The 16,404-nt window shown below is 39.5% G+C and carries 15 protein-coding genes and 1 tRNA gene; 10 read left to right on the top strand and 6 right to left on the bottom strand.

Features of this window, described 5'->3' with window-relative positions:
* The first annotated feature begins 97 nt into the window (after window positions 1-97).
* Window positions 98-1,066: an ISKra4 family transposase gene (locus tag KV40_RS15230; protein WP_156113950.1), complete on the top strand. Its 969-nt coding sequence runs from the start codon at window positions 98-100 to the stop codon at window positions 1,064-1,066.
* A 271-nt stretch (window positions 1,067-1,337) separates the two neighbouring features.
* On the opposite strand, the gene frr is transcribed toward KV40_RS15230, so the two are convergent.
* Both frr and pyrH read right to left on the bottom strand, forming a co-directional pair.
* Window positions 1,338-1,886, bottom strand: a complete 549-nt coding sequence (frr, locus tag KV40_RS15225; protein WP_036483081.1) for a ribosome recycling factor — start codon at window positions 1,884-1,886, stop codon at window positions 1,338-1,340.
* On the bottom strand, window positions 1,873-2,595 hold the full coding sequence (pyrH, locus tag KV40_RS15220) for a UMP kinase (RefSeq protein ID WP_036483080.1): 723 nt from the start codon (window positions 2,593-2,595) through the stop codon (window positions 1,873-1,875). Before pyrH ends, frr begins: the two co-directional genes overlap by 14 nt.
* A gap of 306 nt (window positions 2,596-2,901) precedes the next feature.
* Between pyrH and KV40_RS15215 the strand changes: the two genes are divergently transcribed.
* Window positions 2,902-3,162, top strand: a complete 261-nt coding sequence (locus KV40_RS15215; RefSeq protein ID WP_036483078.1) for a hypothetical protein — start codon at window positions 2,902-2,904, stop codon at window positions 3,160-3,162.
* A 249-nt stretch (window positions 3,163-3,411) separates the two neighbouring features.
* Here KV40_RS15215 and KV40_RS15210 read toward each other — a convergent pair whose 3' ends face one another.
* Window positions 3,412-3,882: a GNAT family N-acetyltransferase gene (locus KV40_RS15210; protein ID WP_036483076.1), complete on the bottom strand. Its 471-nt coding sequence runs from the start codon at window positions 3,880-3,882 to the stop codon at window positions 3,412-3,414.
* A gap of 315 nt (window positions 3,883-4,197) precedes the next feature.
* Here KV40_RS15210 and hisG point away from each other — a divergent pair, with 315 nt between their 5' ends.
* The 4 genes from hisG to KV40_RS15190 all read left to right on the top strand — a co-directional run bounded on the left by hisG (window position 4,198) and on the right by KV40_RS15190 (window position 7,468).
* The gene (gene hisG / locus KV40_RS15205) at window positions 4,198-4,830 is read left to right on the top strand and encodes an ATP phosphoribosyltransferase (protein WP_036483074.1); all 633 of its coding nucleotides are present in this window, start codon (window positions 4,198-4,200) and stop codon (window positions 4,828-4,830) included.
* Between the two features lie 80 nt (window positions 4,831-4,910).
* On the top strand, window positions 4,911-6,242 hold the full coding sequence (locus KV40_RS15200) for a deoxyguanosinetriphosphate triphosphohydrolase family protein (RefSeq protein ID WP_036483071.1): 1,332 nt from the start codon (window positions 4,911-4,913) through the stop codon (window positions 6,240-6,242).
* Window positions 6,243-6,302: 60 nt separating this feature from the next.
* Window positions 6,303-7,163, top strand: coding sequence for a fructosamine kinase family protein (locus KV40_RS15195; RefSeq protein ID WP_036483070.1), 861 nt, complete (start codon window positions 6,303-6,305; stop codon window positions 7,161-7,163).
* A 231-nt stretch (window positions 7,164-7,394) separates the two neighbouring features.
* A tRNA-Val gene (locus tag KV40_RS15190) sits at window positions 7,395-7,468 on the top strand.
* Between the two features lie 4 nt (window positions 7,469-7,472).
* Here KV40_RS15190 and KV40_RS15185 read toward each other — a convergent pair.
* Window positions 7,473-8,300, bottom strand: a complete 828-nt coding sequence (locus tag KV40_RS15185) for a DUF3598 family protein (RefSeq protein ID WP_036483163.1) — start codon at window positions 8,298-8,300, stop codon at window positions 7,473-7,475.
* Window positions 8,301-8,373: 73 nt separating this feature from the next.
* On the opposite strand from KV40_RS15185, the gene dnaG reads away from it, so the two are divergent.
* On the top strand, window positions 8,374-10,362 hold the full coding sequence (gene dnaG / locus KV40_RS15180) for a DNA primase (protein ID WP_036483068.1): 1,989 nt from the start codon (window positions 8,374-8,376) through the stop codon (window positions 10,360-10,362).
* 50 nt (window positions 10,363-10,412) lie between these two features.
* Here the strand turns inward: dnaG and KV40_RS32200 are convergent, their stop codons facing one another.
* Together KV40_RS32200 and KV40_RS15170 are read right to left on the bottom strand one after the other, a co-directional pair.
* Complete coding sequence (locus KV40_RS32200) at window positions 10,413-11,906, bottom strand: GGDEF domain-containing protein (protein WP_052055660.1); 1,494 nt, start codon at window positions 11,904-11,906, stop codon at window positions 10,413-10,415.
* A 488-nt stretch (window positions 11,907-12,394) separates the two neighbouring features.
* Complete coding sequence (locus KV40_RS15170) at window positions 12,395-13,225, bottom strand: acyl-CoA desaturase (protein WP_036483066.1); 831 nt, start codon at window positions 13,223-13,225, stop codon at window positions 12,395-12,397.
* Window positions 13,226-13,511: 286 nt separating this feature from the next.
* Here KV40_RS15170 and KV40_RS15165 point away from each other — a divergent pair, with 286 nt between their 5' ends.
* From KV40_RS15165 to KV40_RS15160, 3 genes are all read left to right on the top strand, one after another.
* A complete protein-coding gene (locus KV40_RS15165) occupies window positions 13,512-14,759 on the top strand; it encodes a methionine gamma-lyase family protein (protein WP_036483062.1) in 1,248 nt (415 codons plus the stop codon).
* A gap of 136 nt (window positions 14,760-14,895) precedes the next feature.
* Window positions 14,896-15,054 carry a DUF433 domain-containing protein gene (locus KV40_RS37320; RefSeq protein WP_081942860.1) on the top strand — a complete coding sequence of 53 codons (159 nt, stop codon included), beginning with the start codon at window positions 14,896-14,898 and terminating at the stop codon, window positions 15,052-15,054.
* Window positions 15,055-15,167: 113 nt separating this feature from the next.
* A complete protein-coding gene (locus KV40_RS15160) occupies window positions 15,168-16,388 on the top strand; it encodes a serine/threonine-protein kinase (protein ID WP_036483061.1) in 1,221 nt (406 codons plus the stop codon).
* The last annotated feature ends 16 nt before the right edge of the window (window positions 16,389-16,404 follow it).

Genomic DNA, 16,404 nt, shown 5'->3' with positions numbered 1-16,404 from the left:
TTGGAACGTCGGCGGACTCCAGTCCGCGCCAAACTTTGGAGGATATAGAAAAATCAGTCAGAGAACATCTCTTGGAATCAGTTGGACCTAAAATGGCATTTGTCTTGGTGCGCGTTCCCTAGCTGCGGAAACCGCAGCGGGGTCGCACCGCTTTTTTGTCAAACAAAAAACTCAAACAAACATCGGGAAAGAGCGAATAATTAAAAGCTCTGTAGGAAAACTACGTCTACGTCACAGACAATTAGAAAAGCAAGCTGTAGAAGCAAGAACTCGTATTAGTCCTTTACTTCAAAAATGTTGTCTATGTTTGAGTGCTAATGAATCGTTCTCTCAAGCAGAACAAGATCTATTTTTGCTGACAGGAATGAAAGTAGGACATAGCACCTTACAAAGACAAGTTTATACAAAACAAAAGCATTTAGATTTTCCCGATAGCCCAATAGCCATTCATGAGGTATGTCTTGATGGAGGTAAAGTAAGATTGAGAACTCAACGCCGAGGAGAAAAATGTGAATGGCGAGACTATCAAGCAGCGCGTTTGTCGGGAGTATATTACGGGGCAACATTCCGAAGGAAAGAAGAGTTAACTGCATGGATTAATTCTCAAGTATTAACAAATCCCCTAATCTGTCTGGGAGATGGACATTCAGGAGTGTGGAATCTTTTTAGTCAAATTTCTACCACACAACAACGATATGAAATTCTAGATTGGTTTCATCTCAAAGAAAACTTGTTCAAAGTTGGTGGTTCATTAAAACGCCTGAGACAGGCAGAAACATTTTTATGGCAAGGAGAAGTCGAGCAAGCGATCTCTTTATTTCAACAAGAATGTCCTAAACGAGCGCGGAAATTTATTGCTTATGTTGAAAAACACCGTCATCGTCTAGTTAATTACGAGCTATTACAAGCTGAAGATTATATTTCAATTGGTTCTGGGGCAGTCGAATCAGCTATTAAACAACTCGATCGCCGTTTAAAAATTTCAGGAGCGCAATGGAATTTTAATTCAGTCAGTCCAATGTTGCGATTGCGCTGTGCTTATCTTAATAGACAAATTGCTGCTTAGTCTATTTGCCAAAATGGGATGCTCCCTGAGTAACTTCTATATATTATTTATTGATAATTGTCAGGTAATCTATAGGATTTGCGATCGAAACTATAGATTGAAAAGCTTTACACTAGTACAGTATAAAAATAAATAAAGTGGCATATGATAAAGTACGTTACCGACTAAAAGCCAAACTCAAAGTTCCGCGTTGTACTAACGTCAAAAAAAATATCGGTCAATAGTGACCGAGTTGGTTTAGTTGGTAAAAGTCAGGTATCCTCTAACCTTATCAAACGGTAGTAATATCTTTTTCTTTAACTGCTAAAAGATCGTCAATTTTTTGGTTGAACTCATCGGTGATTTGTTGAATTTCGTCCTGTAAGTCTCGCGATTCATCTTCAGAAATATCGCTGTTTTTTTCTTCTTTACGGACGCTGTCGATCGCATCGCGGCGAATATTGCGGATTGCCACCTTGCCTTCTTCAGCTAGTTTMCCTGCCGTTTTTACTAATTGCTGGCGGCGTTCTTTAGTTAGAGGAGGAATATTCAAACGAATTAGTTCGCCATCGTTATTAGGGGTCAATCCAATATCGGACATAGCAATTGCCTTTTCAATTTGAGCCGCGCTTCCCTTATCAAAAGGCTGGATGGTAATAGTACTAGAGTCAGGAACACTAATATTGGCAAGAGATTTTAATGGGGTATCCATGCCGTAATATTCCACCATAACTCGGTCTAATAGAGCAGCATTAGCTCTACCAGTCCGAATGGTATTAAAAGACCTTTGAGTTGCCTCAATCGTCTTCTGCATATTTTTTCTTACTTCAGCTAACTTCACAGCTTCCTCCTACAGTTGTTCCAACAGGTTCACCCTTAGCCGCACGGACAATGTTACCACGCACCGCCAGGTTGAAGACCAAAATGGGAATATCATTTTCTTTGCACAGCGCGATCGCCGTACTGTCCATTACTTTTAGTTCGTGAGTCAGGACATGATTGTATGTTAGCGTTTGATAGAGATGAGCATTAGCATTGGTTTTAGGATCGCAGTCATAGATACCATCAACTTTAGTCGCTTTAAAAATAATTTCCGCATCAATTTCGGCGGCTCTTAGTGCGGCAGTAGTATCGGTGGTAAAAAAGGGATTTCCCGAACCCGCGCCAAAAATAACTACCCTTCCTCTTTCTAGATGGCGAATAGCACGACGGCGAATATATGGTTCTGCAACTTCCTGCATGGCGATCGCTGTTTGCAGTCGGCTGGCAATACCAATCTGCTCTAAAGCATCTTGTAAAGTCATGGCGTTCATGACTGTGGCAATCATACCAATATAGTCGGCAGTCGCTCGATCCATACCTGCGGCAGAAGCTTTCATACCTCTAAAAATATTACCGCCACCAACTACAACTGCTATCTGTACGCCACTTTTTACGACATTGGCTATTTCTTGAGCAATTTCTGCAACTACTGTCGGATCGATACCATAGCCTAAATTACCCATCAAGGCTTCGCCGCTTAATTTTAATAAAACCCGTTGGTAACTCATTCTAGAAAAATAATCCTCGACACGATCTTGCTTAATTTATCTCCCCATAAGATAACAGCTTTTTTGTCTTCCTTAATAAATTGAAGTCAGGTGGATGATTTTTTAGTCTAATGTGTTGAATGTCGAATTGATTTTATCAAAAAGCTATTAGCCGTTTTAAGTAAGAAGTAAGTTATTAAAATAGCTAATAGCGATTGCTATAGTAGCAACTCATTCGAGCCTTAATATCAATAGGTGCTGGTAAATAGTTTTTTTATACTAAAAATTTTTAGTAGGTAAAATAATTGTAAGTCTAGAGATTTTAATATGACCGACAAGCCAGAAAATAGCAAAGATAAGTTTTTATATCCTCGAAGCAGTTACCGAGGAGATTTTTCTCCTGGAAACTTAGCTTTCAACGCCAATCTTCAAGAATTTGCCCAAAAGACAGCCTACATCTGTGGCTTGGAAACTAATGGCAAAATTTCTTCAGATGATGCCTATCATCGTATTAAAGAGCTATGGCATCAATTGAAAAGTTCGAGAAAAGAATTACTTAATTTTGGCGATTCCGAACCAGAAAGCTAGAAATAACAAACAAAACATGGTGTTGCCAAGGGAGTAATACCATACAAAAGATTACTACTGTTACTAGATGTTGGCTACGTAACGCGGTAGCGAACGTCATTCGATGTACGTCGAATCGTCAATCTTTGATTATTGGCACGTTCCGTCGTGCGCTTCTGCGCTTTATAAGTATTCTTCAAGTTTAGAATTAGTAGACACAAGAGCGGTCTGGCATTACTGCTTTATAAACTTTTTTAGCCGAATTTAAAACTAAGACTTCGCTTCTGCTGGCGATCGCTGCTGCAATAAAGACAAGTTGGCAGCAGGTTGAGAGTTATACAATACCATCGTAGTCGTATCGTTACGTACGAAGCCGATGCGCTCGTAAAAACTTTGTTGATAGGTTGTCGTCAAATAAACTCGTTCTACTTTGTTTACGTGGGGATGAGATAATACCGTTTCAACTAATTTGCGTCCTAACCCGATACCCTGATAGTCTGGATGAACGACTACGTCCCAAATGCCAGCGCGATAAATACCATCAGACGTAGCCCTGGCAAAGCCAATCAAACGTAGATTATCCCAAACAGTAACTATGGGATTGCTGTTAGCGATCGCAATTTGTAAATCTTCTAGTTTGCGTTCTCTCGCCCAAAAAGCACCAGCTTTAAATAAGTCTTGCAGTTGAGAAAAATCGACTTTTGATTTATCCGTACAGAACTGAATGTGCCTGCAATCCATTCCAGTGAAACCTCTGCTATGTAATGATAGATGTTAATACGATTACCCGAAGACGCAGCAGCAAAAATAATCGACTTAATTACTTTTGTATTTACGCATCGAGCTTATCATTTCTCAAATAAATTTTTGTGTATTAGTTAACTATATTGACAAAGTTTCTGTTAAATTCAAAGACTTTGTATCTTTGTTTCCTGACATTAGCAAGGTTTGGCTCGATAGAAATAGATTGCCTAACACCGATGCCCAGGCGATGGTAACTTAGAATATGCAGCTTGAGATTGAGAAAATCGAGATTGATTCTGACAAAGTATTTTTATGATTACTATTGCTTTACCCAAAGGCGCATTATTAAAAGACAGTATTAAAATCTTGCAAAATATTGGTTGGGATTTTAGTGTGTTTCTCGATAAAAGCAATCGACAGCTACAAAAAGTCGAGTCTACTCAAACTGCTCGCGCTTTGTTAGTTAGAGCGCAGGATGTTCCCGTGTACGTGGAATACGGACAGGCACAGCTAGGCATTGTCGGTTACGATGTTTTGCGTGAAAAACAGCCCCAGGTTGCTAATTTAAGCGACCTTCAGTTTGGCTATTGCCGTATGTCTGTTGCCGTACCCGCAACTAGTAGCTACAAGCGATCGCTCGAACTACCACCTCATGGTAGAGTGGCTTCTAAATTTGTCAATTGTGCTAAAGAGCATTTTGAAAGTATCGATTTGCCTGTTGAAATTGTACCTCTGTCTGGTTCGGTAGAACTCGGACCAATTACTGGAATGTCTGAAGCGATTGTCGATTTAGTTTCTACTGGACGTACTCTAAAAGATAATGGCTTAATTGAAATTGACGTTTTATACGAAAGTAGCGCTAGACTGATCGCTCATCCTTTGAGCTATCGTCTCAATCGTGACAACTTGAGTGATTGGGTCGATAAAATAGGTTCCCAGATTTAAACAGGCAACTACTAACTACTAACCACTAACTACTTTGTGTGTTTAAAGTGGAAGTAAAGTAATTTTAAGGATCGGTAGTGATGTTAAGCCGAGAAGAAAGACAGCACAGTTTATTTAGCGATCGAGGTCACAAACCAGGAGACAGTCGCCAGGCTTTTCAAATAGATCGCGATCGCATTCTGTATTCTTCGGCGTTTCGACGTTTGGCACAGGTAACTCAGGTAGTAAGTGCCCAGGAAGGTCATGTGTTTCACAACCGTCTGACTCATTCTTTAAAAGTAGCTCAAGTTGCCAGAAGACTGTCTGAAAAATTGCTAGTCCAACAGCCAGATATAGCTGCGGACGTTGGCGGTGTCGCTCCCGATGTGGTAGAAGCAGGTGCATTAGGACACGATCTCGGACATCCTCCTTTTGGACACACTGCCGAAGAAGAATTAGACCGCTGTGCTAGAGAGGCAGGTTTAGCCGATGGTTTTGAAGGTAACGCTCAATCGTTTCGCATTTTGACCCGCCTGGCAATTCATCGGATCGATTATTATGGTTTGAATTTAACCAGGGCAACTCTCAATGCAGTTTGCAAATATCCCTGGATGCGATCGCTAATTCCTCGGTCGAAACAACAGCGCAAATATTCTATATACGATCTCGATAAAGCAGCTTTTCTATTTGTCCGACCAGACCAAAACAAACGCCAAACCATCGAAGCCAGCATTATGGACTTTGCTGACGACATTACCTATAGCGTCCATGACCTGGAAGATTTTTATTTAGCTGGTTTAATTCCTTTAGAATTATTAGCAACCGACCGAGATGAATTAAATAGATTTATTACTGAGTGGCTGCGAGAATCTTCTCATAACTATGTTGCCAAAGCAGTCAAACAAAATCCCGATCGCTTTCAAAATTTTCTCGATGCTACCTATAATCTTAAAGGACAATATCGACCTGGTTCGTTCGAGCAAAAAGCTCAGATAAAAAGGATTAGTTCCCAGTTAATTCAAAATTATATTCATTCGGTAAGTCTGACTACAGAGTATGGCGATCGCGGTTACTTACAATACGACCGAGCCAAAGAAGAGGAGCTTAAGTTTTTGCAGCGTATTGTTTGGTCTTACGTAATTTCTAACCCCCGTTTGGCTACTCAAAGATACGGGCAAAAAAGAATTATTCGCACATTATTTGAAATTTATTTAGAAGCCATTCAAGCCAGAGATCTTAGCTTTATTCCTGCCAGATTTGTTCGAGAATATTTAGATTTGGAATCTCGTGCTACCAATGGAGAAGACATAAAACTAGAAAAAACTCGCATGGCGGTGGATATCGTTGCTGGATTGAGTGAAGCTGAGGCAGTGTTGCAGTATCGTCGCCTTACGGGAATCAATCAGGGTTCTTTTCTCGATTATTGGGAGTAACAGCGATCGATCGCCAGGGAAGATGGTTAGATAGTTAAAAGAGATCAAACGAATTTAGTAATGTGGCAACAAATTACCAAAGCAATAAATGAAGCAACCGACAAGTCTTTTCAAATTAACGATACTCGTTCGGTAGGCGGTGGCTGTATCAACCAGTGTTATAAAATTAGCGGCAATAACACCAGTTATTTTGTCAAACTCAATCGCGCTACGCAACTGGAGATGTTTATCGCCGAAGCGGTAGGACTGCAACAGATGTATGACACCCAAACTATTACCATACCTGAGCCTATATGTTGGGGAACGGTAAACGACTCTTGTTATTTGGTTTTGCAGTGGCTAGATCTAGGTAGCGGTAACGGCAAAGCCTGGGAACTGATGGGTTCTCAACTGGCACAAATGCACAAACAAGGAACGAGCGATCGCTTTGGTTGGGATCGAGATAATACTATCGGTTCTACACCCCAAATCAATACCTGGGAAGATAATTGGAGTAAATTCTTTGCCGAACACCGCATTGGCTATCAGTTAAAGTTAGCCAAACGTAAAGGCGGTAGTTTTCCCGATACCAATAAAGTAATTGCCGCTGTTACCGAACAACTAGCCGACAGAAACCCTCAGCCCTCTTTGGTTCACGGCGATCTGTGGTCGGGTAATGCTGCCGTTACTGCCGATGGCGAACCAGTAATTCTAGATCCTGCTACCTATTATGGCGATCGCGAGGTAGATATTGGTATGACTGAAATGTTTGGCGGTTTTCCCGCAGCTTTCTATCAGGGTTACAACCAAACCTGGCAGTTAGACAGCGGTTATCAGCAACGCAAAACAATTTACAACTTGTACCATATTCTCAATCACTTCAATATTTTTGGCGGTGGTTATGGTTCTCAGGCGCAAAGAATGATTCGACAAATACTTTAGTTCTATAGTAGTCGAAGTAAAGATTAGACACTTTAAAATTATCCTAACTACTATTGCCTATTCCCTGTTCCCTGTTCCCTGTTCCCTTTTGAATAAAACTGTAATCTTCTAACCTATAGTTCGCTTGTTATAAATAGCGATCGGAGCAATTTCTATCTCTTGGTAGCAACAATTCTTTTGAGGTGCGAGCAAAGAGTTGGAGATGATGTATAATGACTAACTAGTGATTATAGGCTCATAGCTCAGGTGGTTAGAGCGTTGCGTTGACATCGCAAAGGTCGCTGGTTCGAGTCCAGTTGAGCCTATTTTTTATTCAATCTTTTCTTCTGTTACTAAAGTACAGTTGACCCAATTGCCTTTTTCATTGTAAGTCCGAATCAGTCTCTGTCTTTTATTAGGTTGCCATAGCCAACCCGTTTCTAAAACAAATTTGTGACCGAGTTTGGCTTCTATAGGGCAGTTACAGGACGTACCATCAGGTAAGAGTAAAATTTGTACGGGTAAATTACTATTTTCAAATAATAATCGCGAACCGTCTATTCTGGCTTGAGAGGTAATAGCGCGATCGCCAAAAGCTAATTTTTGTTCGATGTGGTTACTATCTTTTGCTGTAATTTGCAACTCCGTGTTATAAATGTCGGGGTTACGATAATCGGGATACATGGTAATAGCTTCTCCTTGCCAGTTTCCGATTAGACTATCTACAGTCAAAGCTGGTTGTTCTGGTGTTTTACTTTCAGGCAATTTTTCTCTAATTACTACTACCCTTTCTAGTTGCCCCAATCCATTGTAAAGAATCACTGTTCGCAAGCGGCGATCGCCCATTATTAAGCCAAACTCTGCACCAAACTGACTATATGGTGCCAGCTGCATACTACCCTGGCAAAAAGCACCGTTTTCAAAAAAGAGAATGCTGCGGTTTAAAGAATTATGGCTATAGTCTACAACTACATCGCGTGGTGGCTCATCGTGGGGGAGATAACGAACTACCTGATGGACGGCTCGATTATCGTCTCGTCCTTCTATGGTTACTATACTAGGGGTATCTTCAGTTTCTACTCCTGCTGGTGAAAAGCGCGTAAACGAACCATGCCATTCGCCTAAATTTTTTAGAAAACAATCCCATTGAGACAGCATATATTGAAGTAGGTAATAATTAGTAATTAGATAGTACAATAGCATTCCAGGCAACAAGTAACCCTATATCTCTGTGTCTATTCCCCGTCTGCATCCCGATACTATTGAAGAGGTAAAACAGCGAGTCGATATTGTCGATGTCATTTCAGAACACGTAGTGTTGCGGAAACGAGGTAAGGATTATTTAGGGTTATGCCCGTTTCACAACGAAAAAACTCCTAGCTTTAGCGTCAGCCAAGATAAACAGCTTTACTATTGTTTTGGCTGTAGTGAGGGGGGAAACACCTTTAAATTTCTGATGGAAATTGGCAAACAGTCTTTTGCCGAAGTGGTTCTCGATCTGGCTCGTCGCTACCAAGTTGAGATTCAAACTGTCGAACCAGAACAAAGACAAGAGTTACAGCGTCAGCTAACCCTTAAAGAACAACTTTACGAAATTTTGGCAGTTGCCGCTAGTTTCTACCGACACGCACTACATCAGCCACAGGGAGAAATAGCACTTAAATATCTTGTAGAACAGCGTAAGTTACAAGAAACCACGATCGATAATTTTCAGTTGGGCTATGCTCCTTCTGGCTGGGAAACTTTATATCGTTATTTAGTAGAGCAAAAACGCTATCCAGTAAATTTGGTTGCCGAAGCAGGATTAATCAAAGAACGAAAAAACGGTAAAGGTTATTATGATGTATTTCGCGATGCCGTAATAATTCCCATACTCGATACTCAGAGTCGGATTATTGGGTTTGGCAGTCGTACTCTTAAAGAGGATAACTTACCAAAATATATCAATTCTCCCGAAACGCCTCTGTTTGATAAAAGCAAAACCCTATTTGCTCTCGACAAAGCCAAAAGCAGCATCAGTAAAGAAGATCGCGCTGTGGTAGTAGAAGGTTACTTTGATGCGATCGCCCTACACGAAGCAGGTATTACCAATGCGGTTGCTTCTCTGGGTACGGCGTTTACTTCTTTTCAACTCAAACAGCTATTGCGCTACACTCCTTCCAAACAGGTAGTTCTCAATTTTGATGCTGACAATGCGGGTCAAAAAGCTACCGAAAGAGCGATCGCTGAAATTGAAGATTTAATCTATGGAGGAGTAGTACAGTTAAAAATACTCAATTTACCAGATGGTAAAGACGCAGACGAGTTTATTAAGAGTAATGATGATGGAGTAGCGATTTATTCTCAGTCTCTCGATCGCGCTCCTTTGTGGTTGGATTGGCAAATCGATCGCCTCGTCGATAATATCTTAGAGGACGGAGAAGGCATAAAAGAAATTAAAAATATGCAGCCTTATTCCCTTCAGCAGCTAGCTAAGGGAATGGTGCAACTATTAGATAAACTGCAAGATACCAACCTGCGCGATCGCTATCTGGCATACTGTGCCGATTTACTCAGTCAGGGAGACAGCAGACTCTTACAGCAAAATTTATCTAGTCTGAGTTCTCAACTAAAAACACTCAACCGCCGCATCAAACCACAAAAACAAACTCTACAAACTAGAAAAAAATCTGCTGTTATAGCACCCGTACAGGTAGCTACCAGTCCAGAAACAGAGTTGTTACAGCGTGCAGAATCTTTATTACTGCGTATTTATATTCACTGTCCCCAATATAGAGAAACAATAGTAAATCATCTAGAAGACAAAGATTTATTATTTAACTTATCCCCTCATCGATTTTTGTGGCAGCAAATAATTGAGATCGAGTCTAGCTCGATCCAGACGACAGAAGCGGATACAAATTTCTTGCTTACAGAATTACACACCCACAGCCTGAATTTTCCCGAAGCGATGGCGCAGTTAACCAAATTATTTTATCTCGATGAAAAAACCCAAGAAGATATTTTTCGTGCCGAAATTAGAATCGCCGAAGCGATCGCGTCGGTAGAACAAGTCGATCGCATTAAGTATCAAATGTACTGTAGCCAACAACTACAAAATCTCAACCCCGATACCGATCTAGAATTGATCGATTATTACTATCGAGAAATTCGTGATTGCAGTCAAAAAATCAAACAGCTAGAGCAAAGTCGTTTGGCTGCTACTCAATCGGTTACTTGAAGCCATCTTTAAGTGTTGCAATCGAGCGTTGCACGAAGTTAGTTTTTTTGCTAATCAACACATACACAAGCGCAGTCGCGTCCTTTCTTTTTAGCTTCGTACAAAGCCTTATCTGCTAAAGCGACCATTAATTCAGGACTGTACTTAGATTCGGGAGATAAGCTATAAACTCCCAAACTCAGGGTAACGTATTGATGAACTGGCGAGGCTTGATGTTCTATTTTAAGATTTTTAACTTTTAACCGAATTTCATTGGCGATCGTTAGTGCTTGTTCTTCGCCGATATTTGGTAAAATTATGCCAAATTCTTCGCCTCCATAGCGTGCAGCCAAACCATCATCAGCATCCACTACAGATTCGATCGACAAAGCTACTTGTTGTAAACAATAGTCACCAATTAAATGTCCGTAAGTATCGTTATATAATTTGAAGTAATCGATATCGCAAAGAATTAAAGATAAACGAGTCAAATTTTGGCGAGATTTTTGCCATTGCGATCGCAAATAGTCATCAAATTGCCGACGATTGGCTATTTGTGTCAAACTATCCGTATAAATTAGCTTTTTTAATTCTTGATTGACTTCAATTAGGCTGGCTTGAACCTGCTGATGTTCGATGATTTTGTTTTGTAGCTGGCTCTCGGTTAAATTAGCCTGGTTGGTTATTTTGTTTAAATCGGTTTTGAGATTGAGTTTTTCTTGTTTTATTTCCTGTAATTCTTGTTGCAAAGACTCGATATAAATTAATAATTTTTCTTTAGAAAACTGTGGCGGTCGTAGTTCGGCACAGCTTTTAATATTTGTAGCATCAGGTTTAACTTGTTGGTTAAGCAGTTGGTTTTGCTGCTGAATTTTTAATAGTACCTTCGATACTCTGTCGTTATCTTGAATGACAAGTTCGATGCTAGCTTCTACGTAATATACTCCGTAGGCATTTGAATCTGTAGATTCGCTAGTCTTAAATGCTATATCCAAAATAGCTGCTTCCCAATTATCTGTATTAGCAATTACTAGACAATTGGTTAAGACTTCAATTTCTGATAATTCTTCAAAAATACTCTGCTTGGCGATCGCAGAATAACAAACCGGTTCTTTACTTACTTCAGCTTTGCCAAGATTTTGAAGTTTAATAGTCAAGCGATCGCTTTTAAACTGGAAAGAAATGTTAGACCAACTAGTTGCTATTTTTTGAGCTATTTTAATTAATAATGGATTTCCTAAAATACGTCCTAAATTGTTATCTATAAGTTTAAAACGTTCGATATTTAAATATAGAGCATGACTTTTACAAAAGTATAGATCATTATTATAATTAGATTTAATTTGCTCTACAGACCATTTTTGTAAAGCTTCAATCCAATTTAATAGAGAAAAAATTTTCAAGCCATTTTGAGAATTTTTCTCGTTTATTAGTAGTAAAGATAATTTATTGTCCAACTGTTTTAAAATACTAGAGCTATCCTCTATGTTTTCTGCTGACGATGTAGATTGTTTCTGTTTTTGTTTTATAGACCGCGTATTCTTTAATTGCTCTTCGTCAGACATAATTAATTTACTAATTTCTTGTATTAAAGAAAGTCGCTCTTAAAAAAGACCGAAAATTTAGGGCGAGCCGAAAGACCAGAAATAACAGCTTGTTTGTTCCCTAATTTTCGATCTTGTATACAATTATGTATAACAAAAACTTTTTCGTATACAGTAATAACAACAAAAATACATTAAAGTTACAAAAAACTTTTGTTTTAAAAACCAGTTTTTTTTTAAAGATAGTCTGAAGCGCAAAAACACTGCATTCATAAATATTGTAGTTTGTTGATATTTATAAAAGACTGGTAATAACGTATTTTAATCTCAGCAATAATATCGAGCGCAATTTAAATTATTTTATAAAATATTTATTTAAATCTAAGTATTTAAACTGCGTATAAAAAAAGGTAACAAACAAAACTTTAACAGCTTGTCCATTACCTTTAATGTAATTAATTAGCTTAATAGCGATCGCAAGTTAGCCATAAAAAATTGTTTGGCTATTTTTATGCTTGCTTTACTTTAGTAGTAGGTGGTAATTTGACATTCTTTGCCAAACCCAAAAATTTCAAGGTAGAGATCATCATCCAGGTGAGATCTACTTCCCACCATTGCAAACCGTGTCTGGCTGAATATTGATAGGCATGATGATTGTTGTGCCAACCTTCGCCAAAAGTTAGCAATGCTACCCACCAGCAGTTTTTAGAATTATCGTTAGACTCGTGACTTTTGTAGCCAAATTTGTGAGTCGCGCTGTTAACAAACCAGGTAACGTGAAATACGACAACCAGACGGACAAAAATGCCCCAGATAACCCAAGACCAGCCACCAAAATGATATAAAATCAAACCTAAAACAACCTGAATTGGGATCATTCCATATTGACAGAATTGATAGAAGCGATCGCCAGCAATGTCTTTAGTGTATTGGGGAATCTTTTCATTGGCGGGATTTTGACAAAGCATCCAACCCAAATGACTCCACAAAAAACCCTTATTGGAATCATGAGGATCGAATTGGGTATCGGAATACTTATGATGAATGCGGTGTAGCCCAATCCAGTCCAAAGGTCCACCCTGACAAGCTAGAGTACCGCAAAACACTAAGAAATATTCAACTAACTTAGGAGTTTCAAAGCTGCGATGAGAAACTAAGCGATGAAATCCCAAGGTAATTCCCACACCAGCAGTGAGACAGTAAAGCCCGAAGGCAACACCTGCGGCACTCCAACTAAAATTTTGCGGCAACAAAGCTAGTAATGCCACTAGGTGTATTGAAGCCATGTATATAATGGTTCCCCATGCTGGAGGAATTTTTTCTATTTGAGCAACTGTCATTTTTAAACCTGAATTTCAACTTTATACGATAAATTTGTGCTGTTCGAGCGACATATTTAAATCTAGAAGTAAAAAGTAAAAATACTAATTATTATTTAACTCTTTAACTTCTAGAAAAATTTATTCGATCTGGATATTGGTAAATCCCTTATTAAAATACGTCCCAGTCGGCAAAAACAAATTAACTATTCGGCGATATAAGAGAGAAAATAAATTTAAACGGGCGTAGTTTGGAGGCTTCCTCCAAACGTTGACCGCCCGATGTTTTCATATCTCGATCGAAATCATGAAAAGTCACCAAATATTACAAGAAGCCGAAAAAACGCTATTACCGATTTTTTCTAATATTGACTCTCAGGTCAAGCAAAATTTGCAAAAAGTGCTTTTGGCTTATAGAGATTGCCGTGTGGGCGTACAGCATTTTACTAGCGTTAATGGCTACGGACACGACGATTTAGGACGAGAAACTTTAGACAAAGTATTTGCTCGAATTGTCGGTGCAGAAGCAGCAGCAGTAAGAGTTCAGTTTGTTTCGGGAACCCATGCGATCGCCTGTGCCTTATTTGGCGTACTTCGCCCTGGAGACGAAATGCTATCGGTTACAGGCACCCCCTATGACACTCTAGAAGAAGTAATCGGTTTGAGAGGCAATGATGCTGGTTCCCTTGGAGAGTTTAACATTGAATATCGCCAATTAAACCTTACAAAAGATGGAAGAATCGATTGGAAAACCCTAAATTCGGCAGTTCGCAAACAAACTCGTTTGGTTTTTATTCAGCGTTCGTGCGGTTATTCCTGGCGACAGAGTTTGTCGATCGCCGAAATTGCCAAGATAGTAGAGTCGGTCAAACAGCAAAATCCCAACACTGTTTGTTTGGTAGATAACTGCTATGGCGAATTTGTCGAACCACAAGAACCTACCGCAGTCGGTGCCGATCTAATTGCGGGTTCGTTAATCAAAAATCCAGGTGGTACAATCGTTACTGCTGGCGGCTATGTAGCGGGAAAAGCCGAATTAGTAGAGGCTGCGGCTTGCCGTCTCACCGCACCTGGTATTGGGAGCAGCAGCGGTGCGACTTTTGGACAAAATCGCCTGCTATTTCAAGGACTATTTCTAGCACCGCAGATGGTAGGAGAAGCGATTAAAGGAACTCATTTAACCGCCTATGTTTTCGATCGCCTGGGTTATCCAGTTAATCCCCAACCTTTAGTCTCTCGTCGCGACGTAATTCAAGGAATCGAACTCGGTTCGCCAGAAAAACTTATTGCCTTTTGTCGAGCTATTCAGCAGCACTCCCCTATAGATTCTTATTTAGAACCCGTTCCCGCTCATATGCCTGGGTATGAAAGCCAGTTAGTTATGGCAGGAGGCACGTTTATCGACGGCAGTACCTCGGAATTCTCTGCCGATGGTCCTTTGCGCGAACCCTATATTGCCTTTTGTCAGGGGGGTACTCATTGGACTCATGTGGCGATCGCTATAGAAGCAGCCGTAGAAGCGTTAACAGGGCTTACGCAAATACGCTATACATAGCGTGTTGAACTAAGTATCTGTTAGATAATAAAATTTCAATTTGTGGAGATTGAGGCAGCAGAAAGAGGCGAAGTTGTAGATAGCGAAACTGTTTTTAATTTTATTGGGCAAAAACCAGAACAAAAGGTTATTAATTATGAATAATCAAAATCTTCTCAAATGCATTTCTTTTAATCCCGAAGTGCTTGCAGGTAAGCCCGTTATTAAAGGTTTAAGAATTTCAGTAGCAATGATTACCTGGTTTAAGTTATTTATGAACTGGTTCAATTGCTCTTCAAGTTTGAGTTGTGACTAATGTAGTTGGCTAATAATTTACATATTTAATATAAATATTATTTTTTTGTTATAAGTCAAACAAGCTCGATCGCCAGTAGCTTAATATTTTAAAAATATAGACTGACTAAGTTAATGAATTTGTGCATAAATCCTCAATGCCAGAATCCTAATAAAAACTCCGATACCATGATTTTTTGTCAGGGGTGTGGTTCGGAATTGCTATTAGATGGAAGATATCGAGTTCTAAATGAATTGGGTCAAGGAGGGTTTGCTACTACTTATGAAGTCTCAGATTCTAATTCTCATCTTTTGGTACTCAAAGTTTTGATGGATAATCATCCAAAATATGTAGAATTGTTTCAGCAAGAAGCTCGAGTATTAACTATTTTAAATCACCCTGGCATACCCAAAGTCGAGCCAGACAGTTATTTTCTTTACTTTCCTAATGGACGGGAAGAACCCTTGCACTGTCTGGTTATGGAAAAAGTTGAGGGTTTAAATTTAGAGCAGTATATTCATCAACGGGGAAATCGCCCACTCCAGCCTAAAAGAGTTTTACGCTGGTTGGCAGAACTAAGCTTAATTTTAGAAAAAGTTCACGAGCATAATTTTTTTCATCGAGATATTAAACCGACCAATATTATGCTTAAAGCTAATGGTTCTTTAGTACTGATTGATTTTGGTACGGCAAGAGAATTAAACCAAAGCTACATTAAAAAACAAGCTGTTGGAGAAATTACTGGTGTAGTTACGGCAGGATATACGCCAATGGAGCAGATGAAAGGTAGAGCCGTACTACAGTCAGATTTTTATGCTTTGGGAGGTACGGCAATTTTTTTGTTAACCGCTCAAAATCCTAGTAATTTGTATAGTTTTGCCGATAATAGATTTAACTGGCATGAAGCTGCACCCGAGGTGCCAACAGAATTTGCTAATTTAATAGACTGCCTGACGGCGTTTTCTCCCACTCAACGCCCCCGAACAGCTCGTGAAATATACAATGAAGTAATTACAATAGCTCCTAGTCTTCAAGGTCTAGAAGAAAATTTATACTCTGACTATATTAGCTATCAGCCCCAACGACTTCAGCATCCCCAATCATCACTCATCGATCGCTCTTTACAAAATACTGTTTTTCCCACACAGTCTAGTTCTATTTCTGAAGTTACCCCTGAATTTATCCAACGCTGCTGCCAGGAACTAGCCGAATTCATCGGTCCGATGGCAACTATTGTTTGCAAACGTGCCTTGGCTCAAAATCCCAATCTTACCAAAACCGAACTGTTGGAAACTTTGGCTGAAAAAATTGCCAATCCCCAACAGGCTTTTATTTTCAAGCAACGGTTGAGTTAAGAAAGCTGTACGATCG

Origin of the sequence: Myxosarcina sp. GI1 (assembly GCF_000756305.1) — a bacterium.
In the GTDB taxonomy this organism is placed as follows: Bacteria; Cyanobacteriota; Cyanobacteriia; order Cyanobacteriales; family Xenococcaceae; genus Myxosarcina.
This window is presented reverse-complemented; position numbering and strand designations above follow the sequence as displayed.

Coding starts and splice junctions, on each gene's coding strand:
- pyrH (WP_036483080.1), bottom strand. CDS start 2,595: ATGAGTTACCAACGGGTTTTATTAAAATTAAGCGGCGAAGCCTTGATG.
- KV40_RS15215 (WP_036483078.1), top strand. CDS start 2,902: ATGACCGACAAGCCAGAAAATAGCAAAGATAAGTTTTTATATCCTCGA.
- KV40_RS15210 (WP_036483076.1), bottom strand. CDS start 3,882: ATGGATTGCAGGCACATTCAGTTCTGTACGGATAAATCAAAAGTCGAT.
- hisG (WP_036483074.1), top strand. CDS start 4,198: ATGATTACTATTGCTTTACCCAAAGGCGCATTATTAAAAGACAGTATT.
- KV40_RS15200 (WP_036483071.1), top strand. CDS start 4,911: ATGTTAAGCCGAGAAGAAAGACAGCACAGTTTATTTAGCGATCGAGGT.
- KV40_RS15195 (WP_036483070.1), top strand. CDS start 6,303: ATGTGGCAACAAATTACCAAAGCAATAAATGAAGCAACCGACAAGTCT.
- KV40_RS15185 (WP_036483163.1), bottom strand. CDS start 8,300: ATGCTGTCTCAATGGGATTGTTTTCTAAAAAATTTAGGCGAATGGCAT.
- KV40_RS32200 (WP_052055660.1), bottom strand. CDS start 11,906: ATGTCTGACGAAGAGCAATTAAAGAATACGCGGTCTATAAAACAAAAA.
- KV40_RS15170 (WP_036483066.1), bottom strand. CDS start 13,225: ATGACAGTTGCTCAAATAGAAAAAATTCCTCCAGCATGGGGAACCATT.
- KV40_RS15165 (WP_036483062.1), top strand. CDS start 13,512: ATGAAAAGTCACCAAATATTACAAGAAGCCGAAAAAACGCTATTACCG.
- KV40_RS37320 (WP_081942860.1), top strand. CDS start 14,896: ATGAATAATCAAAATCTTCTCAAATGCATTTCTTTTAATCCCGAAGTG.
- KV40_RS15160 (WP_036483061.1), top strand. CDS start 15,168: ATGAATTTGTGCATAAATCCTCAATGCCAGAATCCTAATAAAAACTCC.